This is a genomic window from Ignavibacteria bacterium (assembly GCA_017302895.1).
GTDB lineage: Bacteria > Bacteroidota > Ignavibacteria > Ignavibacteriales > Ignavibacteriaceae > UTCHB3.
In genome coordinates this window covers 1,017,278-1,036,292 of the sequence record JAFLBV010000002.1, presented here as the reverse complement: position 1 = coordinate 1,036,292, position 19,015 = coordinate 1,017,278, and the positions used below count along the sequence as shown (strand labels likewise).

The window sequence follows — 19,015 nt, the reverse complement described above, 5'->3', positions numbered from 1 at the left end:
AAAATGAAGCTAAAAGTAAAAGTCCCAAACACCCTTGTTCTTCTGACTTCACTTCTTGTGATTACAGCAGCACTCACTCTCGTCATCCCTGCCGGTGAATACGACAGACTTGTAAAAGAAATAAACGGTCAGTCGGTAAATTTGGTAGTGCCGGGCTCCTACAAGGAAATAACCCCGGTGTCACAATTCAATTTGAATATCCTCCTTGCACCCATAAAAGGATTTATGGCGGCATCAGAGATTATTGTGTTTATTTTGTTTGTAGGGGGGGCTTTTTATGTTTTTCAGAAGACGCAGGCGATCGACGCCGGCATAATGGCACTGGCAAAGGCACACAAGCGATCGAATTTTGTGAGGAAGATGCTGATCCCCATTTTTATGGTGATCTTTTCGTTGGGAGGTGCCACTTTTGGCATGAGTGAGGAGACAATTCCCTTTATCATGATATTTATCCCCCTCGCACTTGTGTTGGGTTACGATACGGTTACCGGAGTGGCAATACCTTTTGTAGCTGCTTCGACAGGATTTGCTGCTGCATTCATGAATCCTTTTACCATCGGGGTTGCACAGGGGATTGCGGGACTGCCTCCCATGTCGGGGATTGGCTACCGCCTGATAATCTGGGTGATATGCACTTCTGTTTCAATATTTTTTGTGATGAGATATGCAGCAAAGATCAAAAATGAGCCAAAACTAAGTATAACATACGAACAGGATATTGAAAAGAAAAAAGACCTTCATTTTGGTGAGCTCGATAATTTCAAAGGAATAGACAAAAGACATACCGCAGTGCTGATAACCTTTCTTCTTGGCATAATTACTGTTGTGTTCGGTGTGTTGAATTATGGTTGGTATATAAAGGAAATCTGTGCTGTTTTTCTGGCAACAGGCATAATTACAGGAATAGTCGGCGGACTCTCGGCTGATGAAATTTCAGGAGCGTTTGTTGCCGGGGCCAAGGACCTGATCTCAACCGCTTTTGTGGTTGCACTTTCAAAAGCTCTTTTGATTGTCGCATCGGACGGAAAAATAATCGACACGATTCTGTACGCATTTTCAGCACCACTTGATGGCTTACACCCGATAGGATCTTCGATAGTGATGCTTTTTGTTCAAAAGGTGATTGTTTTCTTTGTGCCTTCGGGTTCGGGGCAGGCTGCTCTTACCATGCCTGTAATGGCTCCGTTAAGTGATATCCTTGGAGTTTCGCGGCAAACGGCAGTTCTTGCATTCCAGTTTGGGGAGGGATTTGCAAATATGATCATACCTACTTCCGCGGTTACAATGGGTATTTTGACCCTTGCAAAAATTCCTTACGAAAAATGGGCAGTTTGGGTGTTGCCACTTGAAATAATTTTCATAATTTTGGCATGTATTTTAATGATTCCTCCATATTTTATCTGGCAATAAATGAATCACAAAGAACTTGCCCTAAAAGCCCGTGATGCACAGAACAGCAGTTATTCACCCTATTCAAAATTCAGGGTGGGAGCAGCTCTTCTTACAAAAGAGGGTGAAGTGGTGCTTGGCGCCAATGTTGAAAATGCTTCCTATGGATTGAGCATCTGTGCGGAACGAACCGCCCTCGTAAAGGCTGTTACTGAAGGGAAAAAGAATTTCAAAGCCATCGCCGTGGTTGGTGACATGGATGACTTCTGTACTCCCTGCGGAGCATGCCGGCAATTCCTCGCGGAATTTTGCCCCAAAGATTTCGAAATAGTTTTGATAAATTCGAAGGATGAAATAAAAATCCTTTCGATGGATGAGATTTTACCATACTCGTTCGGCGGGGAGCACCTAATCTAAAGAACTCCGGAACTTCAGAGCTCTGGAACCTCAGAACAACGGAACTACAGAGGTTCCGAAGCACTGAAGTTCTGAGGTTCTGAAGTTCCGAAATTCAATCACCCGGAAAGAAACAGTTATATAGCTTATGATGAATGAATTCCCCCACATGCAACCAAGAGAATCCGGATGGATAGAAGTGGTTGCAGGTTGTATGTTTAGCGGAAAGACCGAAGAACTGATAAAAAGATTGCGGAGAGCAAAAATCGCGAAACAGCGGGTATTGGTTTTTAAGCCGGTGATCGACAACAGATATTCGGAGGAATCAATTGTTTCCCACAGTGAGCTGTCTCTCCCCTCAATCAACATTAACGATATAAACGAAGTATATAATCTGGTGGAGGATGCTCAGGTTGTCGGAATTGATGAAGCTCAGTTTTTCAGTGGAGATCTGGTGAAAGTTTGTACCGATCTGGCAAACAGTGGCAAGCGTGTGGTTGTTGCCGGGTTGGATCAGGACTATAAAGGCATTCCATTTGACCCGATGCCTGAACTGATGGCTATAGCTGAATTTGTTACAAAACCTCTGGCGATTTGTGTCGTTTGCGGAAGTCCTGCCTCGAGGACTCAGCGGAAAACCGCTTCGGGTGACCGGGTCTTGATAGGTGCTTCCGACAGCTATGAAGCCCGTTGCAGAAAATGTCATTACATCCCCGGTGATGAAGAGGATCCGACACTTTTTTGATGAATAAATACAGAAGCAAGAGAAAGTCTCTTGCCATACTGTTACTCACCATAATATGTCTGAACCTTTTCGGAGCTCCCGTTCTGTTTGTATTCATGCAAAAAAAGATAAAAAAGGAGATGAAAAATCTCATTTTTTCTCAGGTGGATACTTCAAAACTCTACTCGTTTACATTTCCGGCTGACAAATTTTCCTGTGAGAAGGCCGGAGTGGAGTTCATTCATGAAAAGGAATTCCGGTACAACGGGATGATGTTTGATGTGGTGAGAAGTGAGAAACAGGGAGATTCAATCAAATATTATTGCGTGAACGACAAGCAGGAAGAGGAATTGATCGCTGCATTTGCACGGCACAATAAATCCAACAAACCCTTCAATTTTGCTGCTTTTAAATTATTGTCGAACATATTTATCAGTACGGGTTCGATAATTGAGGTGAAATGCGTTACTGAATCCGACATTTGTTTCCATACTTCAACCGTACCCGCAATTTTGGCGGGTATCAAAAACCTTCCCGAGCACCCGCCAAGACATTTTTCCTGAAACTACCGTTTAACAATTAAGTAAACAACCGGAGATTTTATGAAAAAATTGACCGCATTAATAATCTTAATGCCGGTACTGGCGATTTATGCCCAATCGCCGCAGGATACCATTGTAAAAACCTATAATCTTGGCGAAATAGAAATAACAGGTTTCAAGATTGAGGAAGTCCCACTACCTCAAAATACAAAAATAGACTTCAGACAGTTGCGGAATGCTGATGCCCTTGATCTCTCTCAATTGCAAAAAAACATCCCCTCGGGAAGGATCAGAACAAACTCCCGCGGGGAGTCGATCCTCTTCCTGCGGGGCGCAGGTGAGAGACAACTTGGACTCTTTTTTGACGGGGTACCGTATAATGTCCCTTGGGACAACAGGTTTGATCTTACATTTCTTCCTCTTGATGTAATCGGGGAGATAACAGTCAGCCAGAATGCCGGGTCAGTACTTTATGGTGCGAATGTAATGGGTGGTGCCGTAAATGTAAATACCTATGAAAGAAGTTCTGACGGCAGTACCGGTACTTTTTCTTTGAGTGGTTCAAATTCCGAGACCTGGTCGGGATCGGCATCTTATGATTTGAGGTACAGGAATTTTAATTTTCTGGCTTCGGCATCATATCTCGACTCGAAAGGGAGTATTATGCCTTCCGGTTCGCCCGCGGATATTCGCAATCAGGACAGAGATGCTAAATTCATAACCAATACCCAGCGGAAGAGGTTCTCATTCTATACGAGAGGTGAGTTACACTTTAATGAGCAAATCAAGACAGGGTTGTCTGTCAACTTTGTCTCCGGCTCCAAAGGTGTTGCACCTGAAACTCATATTGCTACTGCTGATGCAAGATTGTGGCAATACCCTGACTGGCAGAGACTGACCGTTTCCTCCAACTCCAGGTTTAAAATTTCCGGAAAGTGGGACCTGACGGCTGTTTTATGGCTCGATAATTTTGGACAGACCATTGAGACCTTCTCTGATTTGAATTATAACAAAGTGAATGAAACCCAAAAGGACAAAGACCTGACTCTCGGAGGAAGAATGTCATCCACTTTCAGGGTTAATGAGAATCACTCATTTACGGGTGTTTTGAATTTTTCAGCAACCGGTCATAATGAAAAAATAACCAATTCTTCAGGCGTTCAGACTTCTGAATACGATTACTCCCAGAGTTTCTTAAGCACAGGAATTGAATATGCCTTCAGGGAGGAGAATTTTTCACTCTTGGCAGGCGGTCTCTTGGATGTGAGTATGATCAACAAGACCGGTGCTTTTACTCAGTATGGCAACACTTCTGCAAATGCTCCCGGATTCTTCTTCTCCGGTTCATACAGCTTTTCTCACGAATGGGAAATTTTTGCGGGAGTGACAATCAGGAATCGTTTCCCGTCACTTCGGGAGTCATTTTCAGGTGCCCTGAACAGATTTAAGGCAAACCCCGACCTTAAACCGGAAAAAGGAACACTTACTGATTTCGGAGTACTTTTCAGAAGAGAGTCAATCACACTGAAGTTATCAGGCTTCTACAACTCATATAAAGACCTTGTGACTCAGATAAGACTGACCGCCGCAGAAGACCCGCAAAGAAGAAGAATGAGAGTCAATCTTGCAGACGCAACCATTCTTGGAACTGAGTTTGTCTTCGATTATAGAATTTCCCAATTTCTCGGAATTGAAGGAAATCTCACCTGGATGAAAGCTACCGGTAAGGCTGATGGCGTAAATGAGGATAAAATTGACAACAAACCTGAATTGCTAGGTGGCATAAACATCAATGTAAAGCCATTTCATAGAGGCGGTATAACACTGGAATCAGAGTTCACCGGCAAACAGGTTGAAACAAATCCTGCAAAACCTGCGGAGAAACTTGAAATTGCAGGTTCTGCAGTCTTCAACATCAGGCTCTCGTATGCTTTAGTCACGGCAGGTTATTCGGCTGATATCTTTTTCAGGGTGAACAATCTCTTTGATCACTACAGAGTATATCAACTTGGACTGATCGAGCCCGGCAGAAATATCACAGGCGGGATTTCTCTCAGATTATAAAAAACGAGAAAATCGGTTTTTATTTTTGGGAATTATTCTACATTTTGAAAAAACAGGAGCGCAAAACAGTTCCTGTTTTTTCTTTTTATACAAATTTCCGTAGCAAAAACCTGCATTATCCGATAAATCAGGACTGATTGAATCTATTCGTCACCTTTGGCACGAAACTTGCTTAATTTATTGCGACTGGTTTTGGATTGATTATTAAACACACACGAACAAATAAAATTAACTAAAGGAATTGTATCATGGCAGTTTTAATTACTGACGATTGCATATCATGCCAGGCATGTGAAGTTGAATGTCCAAATAACGCAATATATGCAGCAGGCGACGAATGGAACCTCGGTGGCGAATCCCATCCTGCTCTTAGTGATGATCACACATATATCGCTTTTGATAAATGTACCGAATGCGTTGGTTTCCACGATGAACCACAATGTATTCCTGCTTGCCCATCCGATGCAATCGTTCCTGATCCTGACAGACAGGAAAGTGAAGAAGAACTTCTTGCTAAAAAAGCAAAATTGGATGAGATAGGAAGATAATCCCCTTATTGATGATGGTTGAAGCCGGATCCGGAAGCGGGTCCGGCTTTTTTTATTTAAAATATCGTTATTTTTGGGTATAATTTTCAATTATTATGGCAGTAAACAGATGAAAAAGTTTTTCGTTTTTGCAGCAGCAATTTTGTGTTGTGTTTCTTCAAGTTTCGCACAAAACAATTCCACAAAAGTTACTTTTTATGAATCCAAAGGGGGTTATTGGGATACGATTCAAAAGGGAATAGATACCTGGCTTGAGTCGGTTAATCCTAAACTCAAAAAACCGGCTTGGAAAGCTGATTTTTCCGGAATTAGTAAACCTTCGGGCCCCGCAGACTTTAAGTATGCTTGGCATAACAAGCCCGAGTCTCAGGGAAGGACCGGTACCTGCTGGTGTTTCTCAACCACATCCTTTTTTGAATCGGAAGTAAAACGGCTGACAGGTAAAGAAGTGCAGATTTCTGAACTCTATACTGTTTATTGGGAATATGTGGAAAAAGCTCTCCGCTATGCACAGGAGAGAGGCAACTCTGCATTGGGAGAGGGCTCACAGGGGAATGCTGTTCAGAAGAATTTCAAAAAATATGGTGCAGTCCCGTATTCGGCTTATTCGGGTATGTTGCCGGGACAAAAATTCATTGATCATCAAAAACTGTTTGAAGAATTTTATGCATTCCTGACCAAAGCAAAGGAAAACAATACTTTTGCGGAAGGGTTTATCGAAAACAATGTCAAAGCGATTCTCAATAAATATATGGGGACTCCTCCTGACAAATTTGAATATGAAGGGAAAAGCTACACTCCCGAAACCTTTCTAAAGAATTATCTCCAAATCAATCCTGATGATTATGTCGCTCTTATTTCTGTAAAAAACCAGCCTTATGGTTCCTATATTATTTATGATGTACCCGACAACTGGTGGAGGAACAGCGACTACTACAACATTCCCCTCGATGAATTTATGCAAACTCTGAAAGATGCCGTTAAAAAAGGCTATACAGTTGCACTCGCAGGTGATGTATCAGAACCGGGAATAAACGGATTTGAGGGAGTGGGAATAATCCCCGATTTTGATATTAAACCTGCTGATATTAACGAAGATTCGAAAATTTTCCGTTTTCTGAATGGACAGACCACCGATGATCATGGTATTCATTGTGTCGGTTCCACCGAGAAAGACGGATACACCTGGTTCCTGATCAGGGAATCTGCTGCCGGCTCATTCAACTCGCCAAATCCCGGTTACATGATGTACAGGGAAGACTATGTGAAACTGAAAATGATGAGTTACATGATTCATAAAAGTGCTGTAAAAGGATTAAAATAGTTGAAAATATCATCGTCGGTAATTATCTCTTTTTACAAAAATCTGAAATATCTCGAGCTGGTGCTTGCCGGTTTTGAGAGGCAGGACAACAAAGACTTTGAAGTAATAATTGCCGACGATGGTTCCCCCGCAGAAGTGGTTGCACAAGTAGAAAAACTGGGAGGTAACACTTCTTTCCCTCTGCTTCATCTGTGGCATCCCGACATAGGGTTTCGAAAAAATAAAATACTCAACAAATCGATTTCTGCAGCCAGATCAGACTATATAATCTTTGTGGATGGCGATTGTATTCCACATTCTAAATTTGTATCGGGTTATCTCAACCACAGATCAGATGGTGTCGCTTTAACGGGAAGAAGGGTTAATCTTTCAGAAAAGATTACAAGGCAACTGACGCCCGAAAATGTTAAAGCGGGCTGGCTTGAAAGTAATTTCGGTAAGGTAGTACTCGACGGACTTTTTGGAGACTCTTTCGATGTCGAGAAAGGTTTTTATTCTGAAAACAGGTCGATTCTTAAATTCTTTAACAAGAAGAAAAGGGGAATTGTCGGCTGCAACTTTGGTCTCAGCCGGGAAGACCTTCTTCGAGTGAATGGATTTGACGAGCGCTACGAGGCCGCATCTGTAGGTGAAGACTCGGACATCCAATACCGGCTCGAACTTTTGGGGATAAAGGTCAAATCATTAAATCACATCGCTGTGCAATACCACCTCGATCACAAACTCCAGCCCCGCCCACAGGAAAACCTGGATCTCTTTGAACAGGTAAAGAGAGAGGGAAAAGCTTTCACACCATTTGGGATTGCAAGAACCTGAGAAATACTTGAGTACCAGAGTGTTTGGTCTTTTGATCAGATTTGTTAAAATTATTTAAACATTTTTCACTTTATACCTAAAATTATTTGGTAAATAGGTAAATCATCCTTTATATTTAAGGATATGAAAATTTATTTTACTAAATGATTATTGAACATGCTTGACGAAATAGATATTAAGGCTCTGAACATCCTTCAGGACAATGCAAAGACGAGTCGGAGCCAGCTCGCCGAGGTTTTTGGGATGTCCATTCCATCAATAAGTGACCGCCTTCACAAACTGGAGGATAAAGGGATAATTCAGGGATACTACACCAAGATAGACCGGAAGAAATTCGGCTACGACATAATGGTATTTATTACGGTAATCTCGGAATCATCATCCCAGTACAGCCACTTGATCGAAAATGCCTCGAAGCACAACAATATACTCGAATGTCATTCGATACTCGGAGAGGGAAGCCATATCCTGAAAGCTGTTGTAAAAAATTCCGAATCATTGGAAAAACTGCTTGCAGAGATTCAGCAGTGGCCCGGAGTGCTCTCGACCCGCACTTCCTTTGTTTTATCGACTCTAAAAGAAACCACAAAAATAAACTTGTAATCATTCATTTTTTCCCAATTAATAAGGTACATTTTATATGAGCGACAGATCATCTCAGATCGAAAATATCCTTTCATTTGCGAAGGATAACCACATTGAGTTTGTGGATCTTAAATTTATGGATTTCCCCGGACAGTGGCAGCATGTCACCATCCCGATACAGGAGTTTGACGCGAAGTCATTTGATAACGGTTTCGGATTCGATGGCTCTTCTTTGAGAGGGTGGAAGAGGATCAATGAATCGGACATGCTTATCCTTCCTGATCCTGCAACAATGTTTGTTGATCCTTTTGTTAAAGCACCAACAATAAGTCTTATTTGCGATGTTTATGAACCTGCCACGAGAGAAAAATATTCCCGTTGCCCAAGATATATCGCGAACAAGGCAGTAGACTTTTTGAAATCGACCGGAATTGCTGATACCGCCTACTATGGACCTGAAGCAGAGTTTTTTGTGTTCGATGATGTGAGATTCGAGGTTGGCAACAATTTCAGCTATTTTGAAGTGGATTCGATAGAGGGAAGGTGGAATTCAGGTAGACAGGAGAATCCAAATCTTGGATACAAGACAAGATATAAGGAAGGATATTTCCCGGTTCCTCCTACAGACATGTTGATGGACCTCAGGAATGAAATGGTTCAGAACCTTATCAATGTCGGTATTGAAGTTGAAGCTCAGCATCACGAGGTTGCGAGCGGTGGTCAGTGCGAAATTGACATGAAATTCAAACCACTGTTGAAAGCTGCGGATCAGTTGTTGCTCTTTAAGTATGTTGTAAAAAACACTGCCACGAAAAACAACAAGACTGTAACCTACATGCCAAAACCAATTTATGGTGATAATGGAAGCGGTATGCATGTGCATGTAAGTCTTTGGAAGAACAACGAACCTCTTTTTGCAGGAAACGGTTACGCCGGTTTGAGTGAGATGGCTCTTTACTTTATTGGCGGTCTGCTGAAACATGCTCCTTCACTTCTTGCATTTACAAATCCGACTACCAACAGCTACAAGAGACTCGTACCCGGATTCGAAGCACCCGTTAATCTTGCATATTCACAGAGAAACAGAAGTGCATCGATTAGAATTCCGATGTACAACATGTCACCAAAAGCCAAAAGAGTTGAGTTCAGATGCCCTGATCCTTCAGGTAACCCGTATCTTGGATTCGCTGCAATATTGATGGCAGGACTCGATGGAATAATGAACCGTATCGATCCGGGTGATCCGCTTGACAAAGATATCTATGACATGTCACCTGAGGAGTTGAAGGATGTGCCTTCGACGCCACCGTCTCTCGAGGCAGCACTTCAGGCTCTCGCTGAAGATCATGATTACCTCACAAGAGGCGATGTCTTCACTTCAGATGTTATCGAGACATGGATTAACTACAAGATGGACAGGGAAGTGAAACCAATGGCCCTGAGACCTCATCCGTATGAATACGATATGTATTATGACTGTTAGTGGCTGAGTAATTCTTCACTCTCCAAACATTATGAAAGGTGACCACACATAAGGTGTGGCACCTTTTTTTATTAGCTCAAGCTTGGCGAGACGGAGACACTCATCCGAGAGAATGGTTTCTGAAACGATATTTCCGAAAAAGTTGATCATGAGATCCCGTGTTCCTTTGTCGGAGACTGTCCAAAGGCTGACAAGGACTGCATCAGACCCGGCATACATCACAGCGCGTGTGAGTCCGATAATTCCCTCCGTCTTTTTCATGTCACCCGTGCCGGTTTCACAGGCTGAAAGAACCACCATTTTGGCATCCCAATTTAGCGACAGGATTTCCTCGAAAGTGAGAAAACCATCCTGTAAACTTTTTGTGGAATCTTTTACGGTGCAAAGAGCCAGACTTTGAAATCCGGGATAAACGATTCCATGGCAGGCAAATGAGATGTACCTGAAATTTCTCAAATTCGGGTCTTTTGCGTTTTCCTCAGTGGCACTGGTTCTTAGCTTGATATCGACCGGTTGTCCGGCGTTTACAAACAGTTCCGATATTGCAGTAATTTCCTCACCTGTACCTCTGAGCCTGAATAGAGAAAGTCCCGCTCTGCTAAGGTCGTCGGTCACCTTGGAATCACCTGCTCCCCGTCCGGTTTCTCCGGCTTTTACTCCTCTTTCTTCCATTCCTTTTTCATAGTTCTCGAGGTCATAAACGGGATCACCGAAACCGGCAAATCCTGAACTCTTTCGCTCTTTTTTGAGAGCTCCTCTCATAAGGCTAAGAAGTGTACCCGACTGATAGTATTTGACGGGGTACTTTTCGATCAGATATGTGGTATCCTTGCACAAGGTTTCAAAAGGAATCAGATTCAAAATCCCGTCGGGAACGATAGTCAAGTCTGATTCAGATGTCAGAAAATTTTCGACCGGTTGAATTAACAGATTGTAGAGTTTATGAGATGCCTCAAGCGAAAGCTCTTCTTCCGCATCCATATCTGACTTCGATTTTTTTGCATTAAATTTGTCCCTTTTGAGTCCGTCAAGGAGAGCGAGAGCATTTTCCTTTACTGCAGCATCTGTCGAGTCGAGCTTTACAAGCTGGAAATCATTTGGAGTAATAACAAAAACCCAGCAACCTGATTCGGCATTAAAGTATTGCAGGAGCACTTCATTTTTATGAAGTTTGGATTGTATCTCTTTTGTGTCTGCAGGTTTGGGGTATTCGAGAGCAGCGAGATCGGGACTGCCTGATTTGATCTTGAAGATTAAATCATCGAGTTGATCATTTAGTTTTTTCAGTTCCTCTTTAAGAGTCGCAGCATCGGAGGCTGCGTTTGTGTTCAGAGCCGTTTTAATTGCAGATATCTGTTTTTCCAGGACATTTCTTTTTTGAAGCAGGCTCTGATCAATTTTAGCTGAAAGGTCAACCTTTCTTTCCGAGAGGATATCTGCTAGAGACCGGCCCTTTACATTTTCCAGATATTTGAAAGCAGCTTCCTTGTTGTTGATCGAAATTGCTGCCCGAACAGCAAAATCGAGATAAACAGAGAACTTCTCGAAGAGATTTGTCCTGTCTTCCTCTCTGACGAGATTCGAGCGAAAGTTTTCGAGGTAGCTCATTGCTTTTTCCAGGTAGGGGAGAGTAAGACCTTCCCGTGCATCCCAACCAAGATAGAGATCTGCAAGTGCAAACGAGACTATGACATTAAAGAAATTATATTCCGATTCTTCAAAAACAGCAAGAGCATTTTTATATTGTTTTTCCGCTTCCTCATATTCTCCGAGAAGGTAAGCGGCGGTTCCGATTGAGTAGCAAACTCTTCCAATACCAAGCGGATAATCAACTTTGTCATAAAAATCGAGTGCTTTCAGGTCATAATCTATTCCCTCAGCATAATTTCCTTGTTGCTGGGCTATTTGTGAAAGGATAAAATTTGCGTTTCCAAGACCAAGTGGGTACTCTGCCAGTTCGAAGTATTTTATTGCGAGTCCGGCATTCTTCCGGGTTTCGACAAAGTCTCCCTTCATAAAATTTATTTGGGAGAGGCTGTACCAGATGGTCCCCATTCCGATCGGGTAGTTCGCTTTTTCGTAGTATTCCAAAGCCTTTTTGAAATTCTCCTCCGATTTTGGAGTATTCCCGGCGTTCATGAAAATATTACCAAGGTTTTCATAGACCTGACCGATTCCCACGGGGAAGCCGGCTTTACCATAGTACTCAACCGCTTTCTTTGCATTTTCTTCGGCAGTTTTGTTGTCGCCTGTATTCAGGGCGAGAGTGCTGAGTCCGTGATAGATTCTGCCAAGTCCAAGGGAGTAGCCGGTGAATTCATAATATTTCAGTGCTTGCGAGTAATTGTCGTACGAATCTTTGTTATTACCTAGATTCAGCGCAATAACAGCAAGGCCGTAATGGACATTTCCGAGTCCAATCTGGTGATTGATTTTGGTGAGCCATGGAATTGCGGCTCTAAGATTGCTGTCCGCCACTTCATATTTACCGATGTTTATATTCACCATTCCAATGTTGGTGAAACAGTTGCCAATACCGAGAGGATAATTAGAGGAGAGATAAAGATTGAGTGCTTTCGAACTGTAACCGATACTTTCGCTGTTTTTACCAAGGTTCATGGTTACAATTCCCTTACCATAATAGGCGTTTGCAACACCGAGTGGAATATTGTATTTCGAGAAAATCTTGAGTGAGATATCAAACAGGGAGTCGGCTGCGACATTTTTACCTGTATTGGTTGCGATTAGTCCATAGCCGTAATAAATGTCACCGAGTCCCGGTTCGTAACCGGCAGCCTTGTACAACTTTTCCCCGCTCTCGAACAGTCCCGCAGCCTCCTGATTGTCTCCACGGTTCAGTATTAGATTGGCGAGTGATGTATAGATATATCCCTTCGTGTAAGGGTCTTCTACCACAATGAGGTGTTGAAGAGAAGTGTAATAGTGGTCGACGGCTTGTGAATAATTACCGAGGAGGGTTTCTATGTCGCCATAGCATTTATATATATATCCAAAACCTGCTTCATTCTCCCACGATTGAAAAATTTTCAGAGCGGAGTCGAGATATGATTTGGCTGTATCATACAGACCAAGGGATTTGTAGCTTTCTGCAATGAAATATTTTACCAGCCCTTCATCTGAACCGAAGTTATAGTTTTTCATCAGGCTCAGGGTTTCATTCATCAGGGCGATCACAGTGTCAAATTTTTGAGCATCGTAAGCCTCGACACCTCTTGCAAAAGTTTCGACAGCTTTGAGCGAGTCATTCTGAGCAACAAGTGTCGCTGAAGACAAAAGGATACAAAGAGAGATGAGGGTCAAATATTTTTTCATCGCAGTAATTCCAGTTTGGAAACGGCAATTTATGAATTTTATCAGACCGGCGCAAGGGAGCAACCGGCCGCACCAAAGCCGTTATTTCTTTTTAAACACGCTGTCGGGAACCCCTTTGTTCACAATATAATTTTTATATGTGATGAAAACTTTTCCGGGAGCTCGCAAATCAGTAGTTTCCCTTTTCTTCTTGCCACCAAAACCTTTGGGAAGATTAAACTTCCCTACTTCAAAACTAAAAGTCATGTTGGATGGAAGAGGGTATTTACTATCCTTTGGATAAACCATGTCTATTTGAAAAGTGCCGTTATTTTTTGTAGTACTTTCAACTTTTGAGATGAAGAAAGTAGATTTATTTATCCAAAGCGTTGAAAGAACCACATCTCCGGTGCCTCCGGTTGGAATAACCTTTACTATGTGATGGGCAGCTCCATTTACTCTGGTTTCTCCCTCATAAACAGCGGTATATTTCCCGTTCAGTAAATTGGCGGGATTAAAATTGAGTCCTTCTTTAGGAATTAATGCAAAATCATCGCCTGTTTGAAGTTTAATTTTATCAGGAGCCTTGAAAAATATCTTAGCATCGTTGTCAGGAACCTTGAGAAACTCCACATCAATTTTTATCCTGACATTAACCTGATAATCCTTAACGACATCAAATTTTTTCTTTACAGAATTGAGAATCTTTTCCGCTTCTGTCTGCGGGAATGCAGTAAAAAGCAACAGAGTAAATAATAACAGAATTTTATTGGTCATTGTAAACCTTCTTAAGAAGTGATATCTTTTTTGTTAAAATAATAATAAGTCAAGCCGAGGAACAAAACGATGTGAAACGAGAGGATTCCCATAGCTTGATAGAGCTCATCCATTTCTACGGGAGTTGTAAAAATAATGTTCCACGATTGCATATAAGTAGTAAACATATATGGCTTCAGATCTTGCAACAATTCAATATTAATGGCTGAGAGAATATAGAACACGATAATAACTGCCATTGTGCTGACGATTGGTCCTATAGCATTTTCGACCATGGAGGAAAAGAAAAATGCCATCGATGTAACCACCATCATGCTTAAAGCTGCGATTCCATAGGCAATTGCAAACCGCCACAAAATGTCATCCTTTGCGAATATAATCAGTATATCCTTGATAACGATCAGCTCGCCTGTTCCGAAGAGGATAACTCCCAAACCCAGCGACATAACGCCGAGAAAAAGTACCATCAGATTTGTATAGATGGTAGCTGCGATAAGCTTCGCGGTAAGAAGCTGGTTTCTCGTTATCGGTCGTGTTATCAGCATTCTGTATGTTCCCGAAGTTGCTTCACCTGCAAGGAGATCTCCGGCAACAAGAGTAATCAGAAAAGGGATATGTATGGCAAGTGCTCCGAGCACAAGAAACGACATCAGGTAACCGTTCAGGAAATTTCCTTCGAACACAAAAATGTTTTGCAGATTCTGAGTCAGAAATTTCAGGTAGTTTTCACCCTCAACAAGCATTGCTATTTCGATAATTGAAACTATAATGGCAATGGTTATGAAGCCGATGTAAGTTCTCCACTTCCTGAAAATTTTATAAAGTTCAATTCTTACGAGATCGATCATTATTCTCCCTTTCCTGTCAGATTTAAGAAATATTCCTCAAGTGATCTTGTAGGGATTAATGAGCTGACTTCGATTCCATTCTCAACGAGTTTCTTGTTGAGCGGGGCAATTTCATCTTTTTTCATGAACATAATGATTGTTGAATTCGAAACATCATCAATTCTTCCTTTGAAATTGCTTTCATTTATTAGCTGCACCGCTTTTTCAGGGTTGTTCACTTCAATATTTACTCTGGTCTCGGCGGCATTGAGCAGATCCTCCACATATCCTTCAATGACGGTCTTCCCTTTGTCGATGATAACCATCCTGTTGGCGATGAGTTCCACTTCATATAGAATATGGGAGGAGAGAAAGATTGTTTTTTGATGATCTTTGCTTAGTGAGACCACGAGTTCACGAATCTCCTTCATCCCCTGAGGATCGAGTCCCGTGGTTGGTTCATCAAGGATGATGAGTTTGGGGTCGTGAATGAGAGCTTGGGCGATTCCAAGGCGTTGTTTCATGCCGTGGGAAAATGTTTTTACTTTCGACGAGTAGCGTTTCTCGAGTCCCACCATTTCAAGAATTTCCATTATTCTCTTTTTTGTGACGGGATATCCGGATGTGCGGGCGAGAATCTCAAGATTTTTGTAGGCGGTGAGATAACCATAAAAATCGGGTTTCTCAACAATTGCGCCAACTCTGCTGAGAATATATTTTCTTTCTTTGTAGATGTCTCTGCCGAATAATTTGATGTCACCCGCGGTAGGGAAAATCAGAGTCATCAGCATTCTTATAGTAGTGCTTTTACCTGCTCCGTTTGGTCCCAGGAATCCAAAAACATCTCCTTCATACACTGTGATGTCGAGTCCGTTTACGGCATATACATCCTTGTATTTTTTATGGAGACCATTAATTTCAATTATTTTTTCCGTAACAACTCCTGTCAGGGGTTAAAATCAATAAAAAAACCAAGTCCAAATTTTGTCAGACGGTTTTTGTAGTAAGAACTAAACCAGTCGAATCCGGAGTAATAAAAAGCATAAATCGAAAGGCCGGTTCCTGCTTTTTCTCCAAGTTTAATCCCTGCCATTAGTGAATGAGAGGGGGAATACTCCGGTCGTCCCCGCATTTTAAAGTCATAAGCTGCATAGAGTCTAGCGGGCTTGCTCAAAAGGGTAAACAACACATCGTTAATAAATAATTCACTTCCGACGGAAAAACTTGTTCTTTTCTGGTCGACCGGCCGTATCAAAATGGAATAAGTAACTCCTCCGTAAACTCTTAGATCCACGCTGGGAAACCTGAACTGGATACCCGGATTTAATTCAAAAAAATCATCGGCGAAAGGTACGGGACCCGCGGCATCCTTCCATGAATTTTTTGATGGATCCCACGCACCATCGACCAAATGGGCACTACGGTGGATAAACCGTAGGCGGGCATTTATGAAGTGAGGTGTACCGGATATCTGTTTGAGCCAGGAGATGTTGCCTCCAAAATATCCGTCAATCGCCGCAACCTGCAATCGGTATTCACGATATTCTATAACCTTGGCATAAGCGAAGAACTCGGTGCCTGCATTAATTGTGGAGGTGGAATCAATTTTAAATGAAATGGCATCGAATGCGTTCCCTACATCCACTTTCATCGAACGGTCATCCGGGAAGAAAGTTAGACCGAATTTCGGCTCGGTATCTGCAGCTTTCAGCATGTTAAAGAGCCGTTTCCCCGGCAGGAATTCAACGGATTGAGGGAATATTGTTGCGTAAGACAAAATGGACAAAAGGAATATGGAAAAAACGAGTCTTGGCATCTGTAAATTGTTTTGGTATTAAAATTATTTGCGGTGTCAAAAATAGCGATAAATAGAGTAATATTTGAAATTTTGCAACTAAGAAAGCTATGAAGTGTGATCTATGAGCTATTAGCTTAATAGAATCTGGATTGTCGCTCCTCTTCAGATTTCCGGAAATTCGTTCCGTTAGATGCTTTCAAATCTCAAGCCTCAAAATTCAAACTTCAAACATTCATCCCTCAGCCTTCGTTATTCAGCCTTCTCAACCCAGCCTTCGTTATTCAGCCTTCTCAACCCAGCCTTGAGAAATTTCCGCCTTGATATAGTTGCATGAAAATTCACTATATTTAATGTTTTTAAAAACAATTTTATGGATAAGAATTTGAGTCACGAAAAGATATTGGTAACCGCCGCACTTCCCTACGCAAACGGGCCAATACATCTTGGGCACCTTGCAGGAGCATACCTTCCTGCGGACACATATGTAAGATATCAGCGTCTTAGAGGAAGAGACATTATATTTGTCTGCGGATCTGATGAACATGGAGTACCGATAACAATAACGGCGGATAATGAAAAGGTTTCACCGAATGTAATTATTGACCGTTTTCATACAATAAACAAAGAATCTTTCGATAAATTCGGGATGAGTTTCGACATTTACAGCCGGACAAGCATACCTGAACACCACAAAACAGCTACCGAGTTTTTTCTGGATTATTACAACAGCGGGCTTCTTGTTGAAAAGAAGTCGATGCAGTTTTATGACAATTCCCGAAAGATGTTCCTCCCTGACAGATATGTTGAGGGAACCTGTCCGAAGTGTGGCAATGAGAGTGCAAGAAGTGATGAATGTGAAAACTGCGGTTCGCTGTATGATCCTTCTGAACTTATCAATCCCGTAAGCAAAATTACGGGAGAAAGACCTGAGCTAAGGGAGACTTCCCACTGGTTTTTCCCTTTCGGAAAGTTTCAGGAGAGACTTGAAAAATATGTCAACGAAATGGATGTGACATACGGATGGAAGGAGAATGTCCTTCAGTACTGTAAGGGGTGGTTTACTGCCGGTTTGCAGGACAGAGCGATCACCCGCGATCTTGACTGGGGAGTGAAACTTCCGATAGCAGGCGTTGACAATAAAGTATTGTATGTCTGGTTTGAAGCAGTTCTCGGCTACATTTCCGCCACAAAAGAGTTGTTTAAGCTTCGTGGTGAAGAAGATGGCTGGCGTGATTACTGGCAGGATCCAGATACCAAATATGTGGCTTTCATCGGGAAAGACAACATTGTTTTTCATACTATAATTTTCCCTGCTTTACTGATGGCATGGAACGACAGGCATTCCGAAAAATTTATTCTCCCCCAGAATGTGCCTGCGAATGAGTTCCTGAACTTTGAAGGGAAAAAATTCTCCAAGAGCAGGAAGTGGGGTATCGATGTTATCGACTTCCTCGCAAAATTTGAAGCTGATTCCTTGCGCTATACTCTTACTATGAATGCACCCGAGTATCGTGATACCGATTTTTCGTGGAAAGATTTTCAGGCTAAACACAACAATGAACTTGCCGATATCCTCGGAAATTTTGTGAACCGGACATTGACTTTTATCCATAAAAATTTCGATGGTAAAGTGCCACCGTTGTATACGCTTGACGAGAGGGATAACGAGCTTTTGAACATGCTTGAGGACCACCCGTCTAAAATAGCTGAACTGATGGAGCAATACAGATTCAAGGATGCGACTCTTGAAGTGATGAATCTTGCTAGAGCCGGAAACAAATACTTCAACGATTCCGAACCATGGAAAACACTGAAAAGTGACAGGGAAAGATGTTCCACAACACTTCACCTTTGTGTTCAGACGATATACACTCTGGCGGAACTTTTTATGCCTGTAATTCCAAATACTTCAGCGAAAATTCTTAAAATGCTCAACAAAAGATCTGTTGAATGGCTGAATGCCGGAAAGCTCAATCTCGTTGAAGGCGAAGAGTTGGGAACCCCCGAAATTCTCTTTAAGAAGATTGAAGACAGCGAGATTGAAGAGATAAAACAGAGAACCGCTCCGGACCCGGTGGAAGAGGAAGATTTTGAAAAAATTGAATCGATTTCGATAGATGACTTTTTCAAAACCGATCTCCGTGTTGCCGAGATTGTTGAAGCAGAGAGAGTGAAGAAAAGTGAAAAACTGATCAAGGTGCAGGTTTCTTTTGGCAGAGAGAAGAGACAGGTAATTGCGGGAATCGGAAAGGCTTACAATCCGGAAGATTTGATTGGTAAAAAAGTGATTGTGGTCGCCAATCTTAAGCCTGCAAAGCTGATGGGTCTCGAATCTCAGGGGATGATCCTTGCGGTTGAAACTCCTGATGGTGGTTTGAATGTTGTTGAAGTGGCGGGTACAATTAAAAACAGCACTAAAGTAAAGTAAAA

The 19,015-nt window shown here is 42.1% G+C and carries 16 protein-coding genes; 11 read left to right on the top strand and 5 right to left on the bottom strand.

Annotated features, from left to right (window positions below):
• Window positions 1-3 precede the first annotated feature (3 nt).
• The 10 genes from J0L60_11975 (at window position 4) to glnA (ending at window position 9,871) form a co-directional block, all read left to right on the top strand.
• Window positions 4-1,410, top strand: coding sequence for a YfcC family protein (locus J0L60_11975; GenBank protein ID MBN8546838.1), 1,407 nt, complete (start codon window positions 4-6; stop codon window positions 1,408-1,410).
• On the top strand, window positions 1,411-1,806 hold the full coding sequence (gene cdd, locus J0L60_11970; protein MBN8546837.1) for a cytidine deaminase: 396 nt from the start codon (window positions 1,411-1,413) through the stop codon (window positions 1,804-1,806).
• Window positions 1,807-1,933: 127 nt separating this feature from the next.
• The gene (locus J0L60_11965; GenBank protein MBN8546836.1) at window positions 1,934-2,530 is read left to right on the top strand and encodes a thymidine kinase; all 597 of its coding nucleotides are present in this window, start codon (window positions 1,934-1,936) and stop codon (window positions 2,528-2,530) included.
• Window positions 2,530-3,072, top strand: a complete 543-nt coding sequence (locus J0L60_11960) for a hypothetical protein (protein ID MBN8546835.1) — start codon at window positions 2,530-2,532, stop codon at window positions 3,070-3,072. Before J0L60_11965 ends, J0L60_11960 begins: the two co-directional genes overlap by 1 nt.
• Before the next feature lie 39 nt (window positions 3,073-3,111).
• On the top strand, window positions 3,112-5,115 hold the full coding sequence (locus J0L60_11955; GenBank protein MBN8546834.1) for a TonB-dependent receptor: 2,004 nt from the start codon (window positions 3,112-3,114) through the stop codon (window positions 5,113-5,115).
• A gap of 248 nt (window positions 5,116-5,363) precedes the next feature.
• Complete coding sequence (locus J0L60_11950; GenBank protein ID MBN8546833.1) at window positions 5,364-5,663, top strand: 4Fe-4S dicluster domain-containing protein; 300 nt, start codon at window positions 5,364-5,366, stop codon at window positions 5,661-5,663.
• Between the two features lie 109 nt (window positions 5,664-5,772).
• Window positions 5,773-6,987: a peptidase C1 gene (locus J0L60_11945; protein MBN8546832.1), complete on the top strand. Its 1,215-nt coding sequence runs from the start codon at window positions 5,773-5,775 to the stop codon at window positions 6,985-6,987.
• 6 nt (window positions 6,988-6,993) lie between these two features.
• On the top strand, window positions 6,994-7,803 hold the full coding sequence (locus J0L60_11940) for a glycosyltransferase (GenBank protein MBN8546831.1): 810 nt from the start codon (window positions 6,994-6,996) through the stop codon (window positions 7,801-7,803).
• A 156-nt stretch (window positions 7,804-7,959) separates the two neighbouring features.
• A complete protein-coding gene (locus J0L60_11935; GenBank protein ID MBN8546830.1) occupies window positions 7,960-8,406 on the top strand; it encodes an Lrp/AsnC family transcriptional regulator in 447 nt (148 codons plus the stop codon).
• A gap of 37 nt (window positions 8,407-8,443) precedes the next feature.
• Window positions 8,444-9,871, top strand: coding sequence for a type I glutamate--ammonia ligase (gene glnA / locus J0L60_11930; protein ID MBN8546829.1), 1,428 nt, complete (start codon window positions 8,444-8,446; stop codon window positions 9,869-9,871).
• Between the two features lie 15 nt (window positions 9,872-9,886).
• Here the strand turns inward: glnA and J0L60_11925 are convergent, their stop codons facing one another.
• The 5 genes from J0L60_11925 to J0L60_11905 all read right to left on the bottom strand — a co-directional run bounded on the left by J0L60_11925 (window position 9,887) and on the right by J0L60_11905 (window position 16,603).
• Window positions 9,887-13,204: a CHAT domain-containing protein gene (locus J0L60_11925; GenBank protein MBN8546828.1), complete on the bottom strand. Its 3,318-nt coding sequence runs from the start codon at window positions 13,202-13,204 to the stop codon at window positions 9,887-9,889.
• An 81-nt stretch (window positions 13,205-13,285) separates the two neighbouring features.
• Complete coding sequence (locus tag J0L60_11920) at window positions 13,286-13,960, bottom strand: hypothetical protein (GenBank protein ID MBN8546827.1); 675 nt, start codon at window positions 13,958-13,960, stop codon at window positions 13,286-13,288.
• A gap of 11 nt (window positions 13,961-13,971) precedes the next feature.
• Window positions 13,972-14,808, bottom strand: a complete 837-nt coding sequence (locus tag J0L60_11915) for an ABC transporter permease subunit (protein ID MBN8546826.1) — start codon at window positions 14,806-14,808, stop codon at window positions 13,972-13,974.
• The gene (locus tag J0L60_11910; GenBank protein MBN8546825.1) at window positions 14,808-15,737 is read right to left on the bottom strand and encodes an ABC transporter ATP-binding protein; all 930 of its coding nucleotides are present in this window, start codon (window positions 15,735-15,737) and stop codon (window positions 14,808-14,810) included. Before J0L60_11910 ends, J0L60_11915 begins: the two co-directional genes overlap by 1 nt.
• A complete protein-coding gene (locus tag J0L60_11905) occupies window positions 15,734-16,603 on the bottom strand; it encodes a hypothetical protein (protein ID MBN8546824.1) in 870 nt (289 codons plus the stop codon). The genes J0L60_11910 and J0L60_11905 overlap by 4 nt, the downstream gene beginning before the upstream one ends.
• A gap of 352 nt (window positions 16,604-16,955) precedes the next feature.
• Here J0L60_11905 and metG point away from each other — a divergent pair, with 352 nt between their 5' ends.
• Window positions 16,956-19,013 carry a methionine--tRNA ligase gene (gene metG / locus J0L60_11900; GenBank protein ID MBN8546823.1) on the top strand — a complete coding sequence of 686 codons (2,058 nt, stop codon included), beginning with the start codon at window positions 16,956-16,958 and terminating at the stop codon, window positions 19,011-19,013.
• Window positions 19,014-19,015: the final 2 nt, after the last annotated feature.